This is a genomic window from Pseudomonas sp. R11F (assembly GCF_050312575.1).
Taxonomy (GTDB): Bacteria; Pseudomonadota; Gammaproteobacteria; order Pseudomonadales; family Pseudomonadaceae; genus Aquipseudomonas; species Aquipseudomonas palleroniana.
In genome coordinates this window covers 15,699-29,207 of record NZ_JBNPJU010000037.1, presented here as the reverse complement: position 1 = coordinate 29,207, position 13,509 = coordinate 15,699, and the positions used below count along the sequence as shown (strand labels likewise).

The following is a 13,509-nucleotide window of genomic DNA, read 5'->3' as shown; positions in this document are numbered from 1 at the left end:
GCGAATTATCCTCGAATCGCCCAGAAGGCCAGGTTCAAGCCCGGGAACTGCCCGGCGATATGGAAGGCAAATCCGCCGGAGTTGTGCAGTTGCTGCCAGTGCTCGCTGCCCCGGTCCAACTCGTAATAGGTACTGCCTGCGTGATACGGGATCTGCCGTGGCGCCACCGGCAACGGCAGCAGGCCGATGCCCGGCAGTTGCAGGTTGACCATGTCACGGATGTGCTCCACCGAGCCGACCTTGCTCTGTTGGCCGAAGCGCGCCCGCAGGGTTTCGCCAGGCACGTCGGCGCGCACCACCAGGATGAAGCTGGCGCTCTCGAGCAGGGTTTTGTCGGCAAGCATGGCCACGTGGATGCCATAGGCTTTTTCGACAATCGGGATCGGCGTGGCCTTGCTGTCGATCAGCATCGACAGCGCTTCACGCAGCGCCTGCATGACCGGGGCGAAGCTCAGCGCCAGGTCGTCATGCTGGTATTGCGGGTATTCCTGAGGGCGCCGGCCCGAGGTCGAAAAGGTCGAGAACTCGCCGGCCAGGCTCACCAGTTCACTGAAGAAGCGCTCCGGGTGCAGCGGGCTCAACTGGCTGAAATGCTGGAGCAGCGGCTGGGCGCGGTTGACCAATTGCAGCAGCATGAAGTCGGCAATCTCCGACGCGCCACCGGCCCCCGAGGCGACCACGCGGCCAGCCAGGGCTTCGCCGCGCTGGTGCAGCAGGCCGAGCAGTTCACTGCGAAAGGCCGTCAACGGTTTGCTCGCGGCGACGTCGAGCACCGGCGGGATGTAAGTGTCATCCAGCACCAGTGCGCGGTCGGCGCGTTTTTCCTTGATGCGCACAAGGCCCACGGCGGCGTAATCACTGATGCCATCCTGGGCCGTCAGCAGGCGCAGGGCGCGCGAGCCGACAGCCACGGGCGCACGGTTCTCGAACGGGGCATTGTCATCGCGCACTTCGCGCACCTGGCTGACATACCGCGCAGCTTCCAGGGCTTCGCCCGCTTCCACGGTATCGCGGGCACCGGCGCGCTTGAGCGGCAAGGCCAGGTACACCAGGCCGTCGCGCAGGTTGTCGTCGATATTCAACGGGCTCGGCGCGAGGTCGTCCTGAGGGATATTGAACGGCGTGCCATCCGGCAACAGGCCGCGCGCCGAAACGATCGCCAGCTTGCCCTGGGCCAGCAGCCCCTGGTCGATCAGCAACTCGGAAAAGCCCCAGGCACCGGCAGACAACGGGCGGCTGCGGGCGTCGATCAGGTTCTCCAGGTAACGGTCATGCTGCTGGAAGTGCTGCGTTCCGATGAACATGCCTTCCGACCAGACCACGCGATTGTTCCAGGACATGGGGGCTCCGAGGGTTTCTTATTGGGCAGGGCTGGATGGGGTAACCACGACATCGGCACGTACGGCGCGTACATCGAGGCTGATCTGATATTCGGTGTATTGGCGCGGTGGCACGTTGATCACCGTGCGCCATTGCGCACGGTCCAGCTCGCGATAGCCCACCAGCAAGCCGATCTGGCGCGTGGCAGGGTCGAGGTCGCGCTGGATGCTCAGTTGCTGGCCGGGTTGCACCATCACTTCATCCTGGTCCAGCAGGTCCAGGCCGAGGGTCGATTGCGCGCGATCCGCCAGGGCGAAGTAGTCGGAGCGCCCGAAGGTAGCGGCATTTTTCAGCTCGAAGATGCGCACACGCACGGGTGCGGCCTGGCCGTTGGCGCCCGGGTTGAGCCCGGCAATGGCATGAAAGTGCAACTCGACCGCGGCGGTGTCCGCTTCAGTTTCGCCCGCCACTTCGGGCTTGGCCGCGTCCTTGGCACACGCCGTCAGCAGCAGCACAGTAGCGGCTGCGAGTAAAAACCTGGGAATCATCCTGCGTCCTCAATGACGTTCTTAGCTATCCGTTAAATCCGTGTACTGCGTGTTCAGCGCCGCTGTCGTGCGCTGTGTTCTTCGTAGGCTCGGCTGAATTCGCGGCCGAACAGGTCCTGGAAATCTTCCTGGGCCTCGCGGGAAATATTGCTGTAAAGCTCAGTGAACTGCTGCCAGTACTGCGCCTGGCGCGAACCGTTGAACAGGCTCGATAAGCCGCCGGGTTTGCCCATGCGTTCCTCCAACTGCGAGGGTTCAAAGCGGGTGAGCAGGTGCTTGATCGCGGCCTCCACGCCGGCCATCACGGCCAGTTGGTGAGCACGCAGGTCATCGAAACTGTCGCGCACGGCCGCGTCCGGTGCCATAAACGCCTGGTTGCCGTGGCGAAGCAGCAGCAGCAAGGCTTCGTCGGCATTCGGCGCGAATTTCAACGGGTTGTTCTCGGCGGGCCGGATCATGGTCTGCTGCATGCGGAACTCGCCTTTGAGGCTGGCGCGGGCACGCAATACATCGATCAGGCCCTCGACCATCAGGCGGTAGCTGCGGCCGATGTTTTCCATCTGGGCGCAGGCATCGGCCTTGTCCAGACGCAACTGCTCCAGCCCGGCGCCACGCAGGAACGCTTGCAACAAGTCGGGGGATTGCTGGGGCTCGGCCACGGGGCGTACCGACTCGACCACGGGCGGCGGCTGAATCACCGGGGCGACCGGCGGTGGCGGTGCAACCGGAACGACCGGTGCCGGGGTATCGGCAAACAGGTCCCAGTCATCGGGAATCAGCGAGCCTGCGACCACGGGTTTTTCCACCGCCACCGGCGTCGGCGGGCGGAAGTCGTGCTGCTCGGGCGGCACATGATCCGCCACGGTCGGCGGCGGCACAGCAGTGGGGCTGAGGAAGTCGAACAGGTCCGGCAAGGTGTCCATTGCCGAGGCGCCCTGGAACTGCGGCGCGATCACCGGGGTCGGCGTTGGTGGCTTTGCCACGGCGCCCATCAACGCCTCGAAGCTGTTCGGCGAATTACCGGCAAACGGCTGGCTATCAACGGCTTGCACGTTGAAATCGATACGCGCCTGGATCTCGTAGTCGCCGATGCGGATCAGTTCACCATCTTGCAGCGGCTCGCTATTGCCACGGCGCATGCGGATACCGGCGCGAACCAACTCCACCCCGTTTGTACTGTTATCGGTTAAATAATAACGGCCATCTTTGTATTGAATAACGCAATGCTGTGAAGAGACGAGACGCTCCGGATCAGGCAAGACCCAGTCATTATCCGAACTGCGGCCAATAGCCATCACGCCCTGGTCCATGGACTTTTCCGAGCACTGCCCAGGGGTAATCTTGTGATAACTAGTGATAGTCAAACACAGCGACATCTTGCCTCCTTGCTGATTACATCGCGCGCGGTCGATTCCCGGGGCTACGCTTCCCGGGACATGCCCGCCAGGTCACACAAAATGACCCTGAATCTACCTAAACCCGCAAGATCGCTGATCTTAGCTGGCTTGCATGACAAAAATCCTGCTTGGCGGGCGCCGTTCGACCCACCAGTCGCGCAGGTTGTTAAACACCGCACATCTGTCACAGAGGACGAATAGCTTACCTTGACAAGGCATAAGTACTACACCAAAAATGCACAACTTCTTGAACATCACTGATGTCACAGTAGTGGCACTCTGACTATATGACCAAGAAAACATGCAAAGTTCCTCAGACAACTAATGCATGCATTGCCCGCCATCTATCGGGCTGATAAGGAGATCAAACTCAGTGGATGTGCCGTTGCTGCTCGCCGCCGTTTCCCCGACTTCGCCCTGTGGCGAAGACATGGAATATGACGCGCAATTTCTCCAGCTGGAGCGTGATGCCAAGGGCCAACCCGAGCGCAGCATGGGCGACTCGATCCTGCCCGCCGAACCGCCGGAATGGCGCAGCATCCAGCAGCAAAGCCTCGATTTGCTGCAACGCAGCAAAGACCTGCGCATCACCCATTTTCTGCTGCAAAGCACCCTTGCCCTGCAAGGCGTGGCCGGGTTGGCTGAAGTCCTTTCATTGATCAACGCCTTGCTGCGCGACTATTGGGTCGACCTGCACCCACGCCTGGATGCCGACGACGATAACGACCCCACCGTGCGCGTCAACGCCCTGTCCGGCCTGACCGGTGACACGACCATCCGCCTGCTGCGCGAAAGCATCCTCACCCGCTCGCGCACCTTCGGCCCGGTCAGCCTGCGGGCGGCGCTCAATGCCAGCGGCTTGCAGATTTTTGCCGACGAGCAGCTCGGTGCCCAGCAACTCCACGCCGCGTTCCTCGACAGCGACCCCGAGCACCTGCAAGCCACCCGTGACGCCTTGAGCGCAGCGCGTGCGGCGTGTGAGGCCATCGAGGAGCAGGTCAATGACCAGGTCGGTTCCGCCCGGGGCGTGGACTTGAGCGCCTTGAAGCAACCGCTCAAGCAGGCGCTGCAGATACTCAATCAAGCGGTGCCAGGCACCGACAACAGTGGCGAACCCGAGGCCGTCAGTGACGACAATGCCCCCTCGGTCGACTTCGCCGCTGCGCCTGTGGCAGTGCGCCCGGCTGGCGATATCGCCAGCCGCGACGACGTGCTGCGCAGCCTCGACAAGATCCTTGCGTACTACACCCGGCATGAGCCTTCGAGCCCGCTGCCGGTGCTGTTGAATCGGGCCAAGAACCTGGTGCACGCCGACTTCGCGGCCATCGTGCGCAATCTGATTCCCGACGGCATGTCCCAATTTGAAAACCTGCGCGGCCCGGACAGCGAGTAAGCCACCGGGCTATGCAGTAACAACACCGTCGCTCAAGCGACCAGGAGCAGCAACGTGGCGAAGCAAAGTTCTCAGAAATTCATTGCGCGCAACCGTGCGCCTCGAGTGCAGATCGAGTACGACGTCGAGCTCTACGGCGCCGAGAAGAAGGTCCAACTGCCCTTCGTAATGGGTGTGATGGCCGACCTCGCCGGCAAACCTGCCGAGCCGCTCGCCGCCGTGGCCGACCGCAAATTCCTTGAAGTGGACGTCGACAACTTCGACTCGCGCCTCAAGGCCATGCAACCGCGCGTGGCCTTCCACGTCCCCAACGAACTGACCGGCGAAGGCAACCTGAGCCTGGACATCACCTTCGAGAGCATGGACGACTTCAGCCCGGCCGCCGTGGCGCGCAAGGTCGATTCGCTGAACCAGCTGCTCGAAGCCCGCACCCAGCTGGCCAACCTGCTGACCTACATGGACGGCAAGACCGGCGCTGAAGAAATCATCATGAAGGCAATCAAGGACCCGGCACTGCTTCAGGCACTTGCCAGCGCGCCTAAGCCTGCAGGGGACCAGTAATCATGACCGACAATACCGCCCGCGAAGGCAGCCAGATCCTCGGCACCCAGACCGAAGAAGCCAGCGAGTTCGCCAACCTGCTGCTGCAGGAATTCAAGCCAAAGACCGAGCGTGCCCGCGAAGCCGTGGAAACCGCAGTGCGCACCCTGGCCGAACAGGCCCTGGCGCAAACCGACCTGGTGTCCAATGACGCGATCAAGTCGATCGAATCGATCATCGCGGCCATCGACGCCAAGCTCACCGCCCAGGTCAACCAGATCATTCATCACCAGGATTTCCAGCAGCTGGAAAGCGCCTGGCGTGGCCTGCATTACCTCGTCAACAACACCGAGAGCGATGAGCAGCTCAAGATTCGCGTGCTCAACATCTCCAAGCCCGAACTGCACAAGACCCTGAAGAAATTCAAGGGCACCGCATGGGACCAGAGCCCGATCTTCAAGAAGATGTACGAAGAAGAATACGGCCAGTTCGGCGGTGAGCCGTACGGCTGCCTGGTGGGCGACTACTACTTCGATCAGTCGCCACCCGACGTGGAGCTGCTGGGCGAGCTGTCGAAAGTCTGCGCCGCCATGCACTCCCCGTTCATCGCTGCCGCTTCGCCGACCGTGATGGGCATGGGCTCGTGGCAGGAACTGTCGAACCCGCGCGACCTGACCAAGATCTTCACCACCCCGGAATACGCCGGCTGGCGCTCGCTGCGTGAATCGGAAGACTCGCGCTACATCGGCCTGACCATGCCGCGCTTCCTGGCTCGCCTGCCGTATGGCGCCAAGACCGACCCGGTGGAAGCCTTCGCCTTCGAAGAAAACACCGACGGCGCCGACAGCTCCAAGTACACCTGGGCCAACGCCGCCTACGCGATGGCCGTGAACATCAACCGCTCGTTCAAGCACTACGGCTGGTGCTCGCGCATCCGTGGCGTGGAGTCCGGTGGTGAAGTGGAAAACCTGCCGGCCCACACGTTCCCTACCGATGACGGTGGTGTGGACATGAAGTGCCCGACCGAAATCGCCATCAGCGACCGCCGTGAAGCGGAACTGGCGAAGAACGGTTTCATGCCACTGCTGCACAAGAAAAACACCGACTTCGCCGCCTTCATCGGTGCCCAGTCGTTGCAGAAACCGGCCGAATACGATGACCCGGACGCCACCGCCAACGCCAACCTGGCTGCGCGCTTGCCGTACCTGTTCGCCACCTGCCGTTTCGCTCACTACTTGAAGTGCATCGTGCGCGACAAGATCGGTTCCTTCAAAGAGAAGGACGAGATGCAGCGCTGGTTGCAGGACTGGATCCTCAACTACGTCGACGGCGACCCGGCCCACTCCACCGAAACCACCAAGGCCCAGCACCCATTGGCTGCCGCTGAAGTGATCGTGGAAGAAGTGGAAGGCAACCCGGGTTACTACAACTCCAAGTTCTACCTGCGCCCGCACTACCAGCTCGAAGGGCTGACCGTGTCGTTGCGCCTGGTATCGAAGCTGCCTTCGGCAAAAGGCGCTTAAGTAAGTCGCTCTTCTGTGGGAGGGGGCTTGCTCCCGATGCAGGCAACTCGGTCTCTCAGTCGGACCGAGGTGATGCCATCGGGAGCAAGCCCCCTCCCACACAAAAGCATTGCCCCTTCTGGGGCATAACCAAATTCAGTGGCAGGGGCCACACAGGGAGAAAACATGGCTGTTGATATTTTCATCAAGATCGGCGACATCAAGGGCGAGTCCATGGACAAGGCCCACAAGGACGAAATCGACGTACTGAACTGGAGCTGGGGCATGTCCCAGTCCGGCAACATGCACGTCGGCGGTGGCGGTGGCGCCGGCAAGGTGAATATCCAGGACCTGTCGCTGACCAAGTACGTCGACAAGGCGTCGCCTAACCTGATGATGCACTGCGCCAGCGGCAAGCACATCGACAAGGTCAAGCTGACCGTGCGCAAGGCCGGTGGTGAAAGCCAGGTCGAGTACATGGTGATCAACCTGGAAGAAGTGCTGGTAACGTCCCTGAGCACCGGCGGTTCGGGCACTGATGACCGCCTGACCGAGAACGTCACCCTGAACTTTGCCCAAGTGATGGTCGACTACCAGCCGCAGAAAGCCGACGGCACCAAAGACGGCGGCGCGATCAAGTTTGGCTGGAACATCCGTTCCAACACCAAGCGCTGATAGCTCTGGTGGCCGTGGCCCAGCGCCACGGCCCCAGAAACTTTGTCCTCCTCACACCCCGTCCGTGGAGCTGCTTTGGTGGTAACTGAAATCGCTTCCCGCGACCGTCTGCAACCGTCCCTGCTGGACCGGTTGACCGACGACGACCCGACCAACCCCAAGGAAAGCGCCGACAAACGCGTGCTGTCCCTGACCCAATTGAAAGCCTCGGTGCTGCGCGACCTGGCGTGGCTGCTCAACACCACGTCGTTGCTCGATGCCGATGCCACGTTGCACACCCCAGCCGGTACTTCGGTGGTCAATTACGGCCTGCCGGCATTGGCGGGAAACAGTGCCTCCAGTGTCGATATCAGAGCGCTGGAAGCCCTGATCTACCAGGCCATTGCCACCTTTGAGCCGCGCATCCTGCGCCACACCCTGCGCGTCAAAGCCCGCCTCAGCCAGGGCGAGATGAACCACAACGCGTTGAGCTTCGAGATCGAAGGCGATCTGTGGGCACAGCCGGTGCCTCTACGCCTGTTATTGCAAACCGACCTCGACCTGGAATCCGGCCATGTGCGTGTCGTCAACGCCGACCAGCGGAGACGAGCATGAACCCGCGCCTGCTGGAGCTGTATAACCAGGAACTGCATCACGTGCGCGAAAGCGCCGCCGAGTTCGCCAAGGAATACCCGAAGATCGCCAGTCGGCTGACCCTGTCCGGTATGGACTGCGCCGACCCGTACGTCGAACGCTTGCTTGAAGGTTTTGCCTACCTGACGGCCCGCGTGCAGCTCAAGCTCGACGCCGAGTACCCGACCTTCACCCACAACCTGCTGGAAATCGCGTACCCGCACTACCTCGCGCCAACCCCGTCGATGACCGTGGTGCAGCTGCAGACCGACCCCGACGAAGGCTCCCTGGCCAGCGGTTTTTCGCTGCCCCGCGACACGGTGTTGCGTGCGGCATTGGGCCGTGAAACCCAGACCTGCTGCGAGTACCGCACCGCGCACCCGGTGACGCTGTGGCCGTTGCAGGTAGCCAACGCGGAATACTTCGGCAACCCGGCCGCCGTGCTTGGCCGCCTGGCCGCCAGCGAGCCGAAGGCCAAGGCGGGTTTGCGCCTGACCCTGCGCACCGGCGCCGAGTTGCCATTCAACAGCCTCGACCTGGACAGCCTGCCGCTGTACCTCAGCGGTGCCGACGAGCAACCGTTCCGCCTTTACGAGCAACTGCTCGGCAACGCCTGCGCGGTGTTTGCGCGCAAGCCTGGCGGTGATTGGGTCGAGCGCCTGCCCCAGGACGCGCTGCGCTCACGCGGCTTCGACGACGCCGACGCCGCCATGCCGGTGGTGGCGCGCGCCTTCCAGGGCTATCGCCTGTTGCAGGAATACTTCGCGCTGCCCCATCGCTTCCTGTTTGTCGAATTTGCCGAACTGCGCCGTGCGATCAAGCGCTGCGACGGCCAGGAACTGGAGCTGATCGTGCTGTTCGACCGGCATGAACCGAGCCTGGAAGGCAGCGTCGGCGCGGCGCAGTTCCTGCCGTTCTGCACGCCGGCGATCAACCTGTTTCCCAAACGCCTCGATCGTATCCACCTGTCCGACCGGGTCAACGAGCACCATGTGATCGCCGACCGCACCCGGCCGATGGATTTCGAGATTCATTCGCTCAGCGGTATCACCGGCCACGGCACTGGGCCGGAGCAGCCATTCCTGCCGTTTTATGCGGTGCGCGACCCCTCGCGCTATGGCCGCGACCTGGCCTATTACATGGTGCGCCGCGAGCCGCGTGTGTTGTCCAGCGACCAGCGTCGCAACGGCCCGCGCTCCACATATGTGGGCAGCGAAACCTTTGTCAGCCTGGTCGACAGCCGGCAAGCGCCCTACCGCCACGACCTGCGCCAACTCGGCGTGACCGCGCTGTGCACCAACCGCGATTTGCCGTTGTTCATGAGCGTGGGCAACGGCAAGACCGATTTCACCCTGGCCGACAGTGCGCCGGTGTTGGCCGTGCGTTGCGTGGCCGGCCCGAGCCGCCCGCGGGCAAGCCATGCGCATGATGCCAAGGCCTGGCGCCTGATCAGCCAGTTGTCGCTCAACTATCTGTCGCTCAGCGAGCAGGGCCAGGGCGCGGGCGCCTTGCGTGAACTGCTGCGCCTGTATGGCGACAGCAACGACGCCGCCCTGCAATTGCAGATCGAGGGCCTGCGTGAAGTCAGCAGCAAAGCCGTGACCCGGCGCCTGCCGATGCCTGGCCCGATCGTGTTTGGCCGGGGCCTGGAGATCACCCTGGAATTCGATGAAAACGCGTTTCGCGGCACCGGGGTGTTCCTGCTCGGTGCGGTGCTGGAGCGCTTCCTGGCACGCTACGTGTCGATCAACAGTTTTACCGAGACGGTGATCCGTACCACCGAACGCGGCGAGATCATGCGATGGAAAGCCAAGCCCGGGCGGCGTCCGACCCTGTGAACACACTGGATGCGATGCATCAGGAACCCTGGGAATACGATTTCTTCCAGGCGCTGCGGCGTATCGAGTGCGAATCGCCCGACCTGCCGCGCCTGGGCCATTCCCTGCGCCTGGCGGATGACCCACTGCGCCTGGGGCAACAGGCCGATTGCACGTTCGCCCCTGCCACCCTGGCCTCGGTCGACCCCGGTGGTGACGGCAAGCCGGCGCGCCTGGAGCAATTCTTCTTCGGCCTCGGCGGCCCCAATGGCCCGCTGCCGCTGCATATCACCGAGTACGTCCGCGAGCGCCAGCGCAACAACGCCGACAGCACCAGCAAGCAGTTCCTGGACGTGTTCCACCATCGCTTGCTCAGCCTGTTCTACCGGGCCTGGGCCGAGGCGCGGCCCACCGTCAGCCATGACCGCCCGGATGATGACTACTGGTCCGCCCGCCTCGCCGCCCTGAGTGGCCGTGGCATGCCAAGCCTGCTCAACCAGGGGCTGATTGCCGACGCCGCGAAGCTGCATTACAGCGGCCACTTATCGGCGCAGACCCGCTACCCGGATGGTTTAAAGGCGATCCTCAGCGAGTACTTCGGCCTCCCGGTGGAGATCGAAGAGTACGTCGGCCAATGGCTGGAACTGCCTGAACGCAGCCGCGTGGGTGTCAGCGCCAACCAGTTGGGCGTGGACTTTTGCCTGGGCAGCCATGTCTGGGACCGCCAGCACAAATTCCGTATCCGCCTGGGGCCGCTCAAGCTCGATGACTACATGGGCATGCTGCCCGGCCACCCGTCATTCAATGAGCTGGTCGCGTGGGTGGCCGAGTACCTGGGTCATGAACTGGACTGGGACTTGAACCTGGTTCTGCAACAACCTGAAGTACCGGCGCTGCAACTTAATGGCCAGTTCCGCCTGGGCTTCAACACCTGGCTCGGCCAACCCGCGCACGACGCCAACGACCTAATCCTGGCCCGGCATTACGCCGATCAGGCCACCACCTCAAGGAATCCAGAGCATGGGTGAAATCAGTCGCGCCGCATTGTTCGGCAAACTCAACAGCGTGGCCTACAAGGCCATCGAAGCCGCCACCGTATTCTGCAAGCTGCGGGGCAACCCGTATGTGGAACTGGCCCACTGGTTTCACCAACTGCTGCAACTGCAGGACTCGGACCTGCACCGCATCATTCGCCAGTTCAACGTGGAGCCGGCGCGCCTGGCCCGCGACCTGACTGAAGCGCTGGACCGCTTGCCCCGTGGCTCGACCTCGATCACCGACCTGTCCTCCCATGTGGAAGAAGCCGTGGAACGCGGTTGGGTCTACGGCAGCCTGATGTTCGGCGAAAGCCAGGTGCGCACCGGTTACCTGGTGTTGGGCATCCTCAAGACGCCGAGCCTGCGCCATGCGCTGCTGGGTCTGTCTTCCGAGTTCGACAAAATCAAGGCCGAGGCCCTGAGCGAGCGCTTTGATGAATACGTCGGTGACTCGCCGGAGAATGCCCTGAGCGCCAGTGACGGTTTCAACGCCGGCGCCGTGCCGGGCGAAGCCAGCGGCGCCATGGCGCCAAGTGCCATGGGCAAGCAGGAAGCCCTCAAGCGCTTTACCGTCGACCTGACCGAGCAGGCCCGTAGCGGCAAGCTCGACCCCATCGTCGGCCGCGATGAAGAGATCCGCCAACTGGTCGACATCCTGATGCGCCGTCGCCAGAACAACCCGATTCTCACCGGTGAAGCCGGTGTGGGCAAAACCGCCGTGGTCGAAGGTTTCGCCCTGCGCATCGTCGCCGGTGACGTGCCGCCTGCGCTCAAGGATGTGGAATTGCGCAGCCTCGATGTGGGCCTGCTGCAAGCCGGCGCCAGCATGAAAGGCGAGTTCGAGCAGCGCCTGCGCCAAGTGATCGAAGACGTCCAGGCGTCGCCCAAGCCGATCATCCTGTTTATCGACGAAGCTCACACCCTGGTCGGTGCTGGTGGCGCCGCCGGCACGGGCGACGCCGCCAACCTGCTCAAACCGGCATTGGCCCGTGGCACCTTGCGCACCGTGGCCGCGACCACGTGGGCCGAGTACAAGAAGCACATTGAAAAAGACCCGGCCCTGACTCGCCGCTTCCAGGTGGTGCAAGTGGCCGAGCCATCGGAAGACAAGGCACTGCTGATGATGCGCGGCGTGGCCTCGACCATGGAACAGCACCACCAGGTGCAGATCCTCGACGAAGCCCTGGAAGCCTCGGTGAAGCTGTCCCACCGCTACATCCCGGCGCGCCAGTTGCCGGATAAATCCGTAAGCCTGCTGGACACCGCCTGTGCCCGCGTTGCCATCAGCCTGCACGCGGTGCCGGCTGAAGTGGACGACAGCCGCCGTCGTATCGAAGCCCTGGAAACCGAGCTGCAAATCATCGCCCGCGAGCATGCCATCGGCATTGCGATTGGGGCCCGTCAAAGCAACACCGAAGCGCTATTGAGTGCCGAGCGTGAACGTCTTGCAACGCTGGAGAGCCGCTGGGCCGAAGAGAAAGCACTGGTCGATGAGTTGCTCGCCACCCGTGCCACCCTGCGTGAAAAGGTTGGCGCGGTGGACAGCGGCAACGATGAATTGCGCACGCAGCTGGTCGATCTGCAACAGCGCCTCAGCGCCCTGCAAGGCGAAACCCCGCTGATCCTGCCGACCGTGGATTACCAGGCCGTGGCCTCGGTGGTCGCCGACTGGACCGGTATCCCGGTGGGCCGCATGGCCCGCAACGAGCTGGAGACCGTGCTCAACCTCGACCAGCACCTGAAGAAGCGCATCATCGGCCAGGATCACGCCCTGCAGATGATCGCCAAGCGCATCCAGACCTCCCGCGCCGGCCTCGACAACCCGAGCAAGCCGATTGGCGTGTTCATGCTGGCCGGCACCTCAGGCGTGGGCAAGACCGAAACCGCCCTGGCCCTGGCCGAAGCCATGTACGGCGGCGAGCAGAACGTCATCACCATCAACATGAGCGAGTTCCAGGAAGCCCACACCGTATCCACCCTCAAGGGCGCGCCACCGGGCTACATCGGTTACGGCGAAGGCGGCGTGCTGACCGAGGCGGTGCGACGCAAACCCTACAGCGTGGTGCTGCTGGACGAGGTGGAAAAAGCCCACCCGGACGTGCACGAGATCTTCTTCCAGGTGTTCGACAAGGGCGTGATGGAAGACGGTGAAGGCCGGGTGATCGACTTCAAGAACACCCTGATCCTGTTGACCACCAACGCCGGCACCGAGCTGATCTCCCACGTTTGCAAAGACCCGGCGAACGTGCCGGAGCCGGAAGAGATCGCCAAGGCCCTGCGCCAACCGCTGCTGGAAATCTTCCCGCCGGCGTTGCTGGGTCGCCTGGTGACCATTCCGTACTACCCGCTCAGCGACGAGATGCTCAAGGCGATCACCCGCCTGCAGCTCAACCGCATCAAGAAACGCGTGGAAAGTACGCACAAGGTGGCCTTCGACTACGACGACGCGGTGGTCGACCTGATCGTCTCGCGCTGCACCGAAACCGAAAGCGGTGGCCGTATGATCGACACCATCCTCACCAACAGCTTGCTGCCGGACATGAGCCGTGAGTTCCTCACGCGCATGCTCGAAGGCAAGGCGTTGGCGGGTGTGCGCATCAGCAGCCGGGATAACGAATTGCACTACGAGTTCAACGATTGACCTGAAGGAACACAATCAAACGGTGGG

General features: G+C 62.9%; 11 protein-coding genes. 8 read left to right on the top strand and 3 right to left on the bottom strand.

Annotation, left to right across the window (positions count from 1 at the left end; genetic code table 11):
* Positions 1-5 precede the first annotated feature (5 nt).
* The 3 genes from tssK to tagH are packed head-to-tail and all read right to left on the bottom strand — an operon-like array spanning position 6 to position 3,244.
* Complete coding sequence (gene tssK / locus ACQRBV_RS09810) at positions 6-1,340, bottom strand: type VI secretion system baseplate subunit TssK (protein WP_161548595.1); 1,335 nt, start codon at positions 1,338-1,340, stop codon at positions 6-8.
* A gap of 18 nt (positions 1,341-1,358) precedes the next feature.
* Positions 1,359-1,868 (bottom strand): type VI secretion system lipoprotein TssJ, encoded by a 510-nt coding sequence (tssJ, locus tag ACQRBV_RS09805; RefSeq protein WP_060756666.1) that lies wholly within the window; start codon positions 1,866-1,868, stop codon positions 1,359-1,361.
* Between the two features lie 53 nt (positions 1,869-1,921).
* Positions 1,922-3,244 (bottom strand): type VI secretion system-associated FHA domain protein TagH, encoded by a 1,323-nt coding sequence (gene tagH, locus ACQRBV_RS09800; protein ID WP_161548594.1) that lies wholly within the window; start codon positions 3,242-3,244, stop codon positions 1,922-1,924.
* Positions 3,245-3,638: 394 nt separating this feature from the next.
* Between tagH and tssA the strand changes: the two genes are divergently transcribed.
* The 8 genes from tssA (at position 3,639) to tssH (ending at position 13,482) form a co-directional block, all read left to right on the top strand.
* A complete protein-coding gene (tssA, locus tag ACQRBV_RS09795; RefSeq protein ID WP_060756664.1) occupies positions 3,639-4,658 on the top strand; it encodes a type VI secretion system protein TssA in 1,020 nt (339 codons plus the stop codon).
* Positions 4,659-4,712: 54 nt separating this feature from the next.
* Positions 4,713-5,219: a type VI secretion system contractile sheath small subunit gene (gene tssB, locus ACQRBV_RS09790; protein ID WP_003231688.1), complete on the top strand. Its 507-nt coding sequence runs from the start codon at positions 4,713-4,715 to the stop codon at positions 5,217-5,219.
* Between the two features lie 2 nt (positions 5,220-5,221).
* Positions 5,222-6,721: a type VI secretion system contractile sheath large subunit gene (tssC, locus tag ACQRBV_RS09785; RefSeq protein ID WP_060756663.1), complete on the top strand. Its 1,500-nt coding sequence runs from the start codon at positions 5,222-5,224 to the stop codon at positions 6,719-6,721.
* Between the two features lie 165 nt (positions 6,722-6,886).
* A complete protein-coding gene (locus tag ACQRBV_RS09780; protein WP_060756662.1) occupies positions 6,887-7,375 on the top strand; it encodes an Hcp family type VI secretion system effector in 489 nt (162 codons plus the stop codon).
* A 78-nt stretch (positions 7,376-7,453) separates the two neighbouring features.
* Positions 7,454-7,969: a type VI secretion system baseplate subunit TssE gene (tssE, locus tag ACQRBV_RS09775; protein ID WP_411984913.1), complete on the top strand. Its 516-nt coding sequence runs from the start codon at positions 7,454-7,456 to the stop codon at positions 7,967-7,969.
* Positions 7,966-9,825: a type VI secretion system baseplate subunit TssF gene (gene tssF, locus ACQRBV_RS09770; protein WP_060756661.1), complete on the top strand. Its 1,860-nt coding sequence runs from the start codon at positions 7,966-7,968 to the stop codon at positions 9,823-9,825. Before tssE ends, tssF begins: the two co-directional genes overlap by 4 nt.
* Entirely contained in the window at positions 9,789-10,832 is a 1,044-nt protein-coding gene (gene tssG, locus ACQRBV_RS09765) for a type VI secretion system baseplate subunit TssG (protein WP_161548593.1), read from the top strand. Before tssF ends, tssG begins: the two co-directional genes overlap by 37 nt.
* Complete coding sequence (gene tssH / locus ACQRBV_RS09760) at positions 10,825-13,482, top strand: type VI secretion system ATPase TssH (RefSeq protein WP_060756659.1); 2,658 nt, start codon at positions 10,825-10,827, stop codon at positions 13,480-13,482. The genes tssG and tssH overlap by 8 nt, the downstream gene beginning before the upstream one ends.
* The last annotated feature ends 27 nt before the right edge of the window (positions 13,483-13,509 follow it).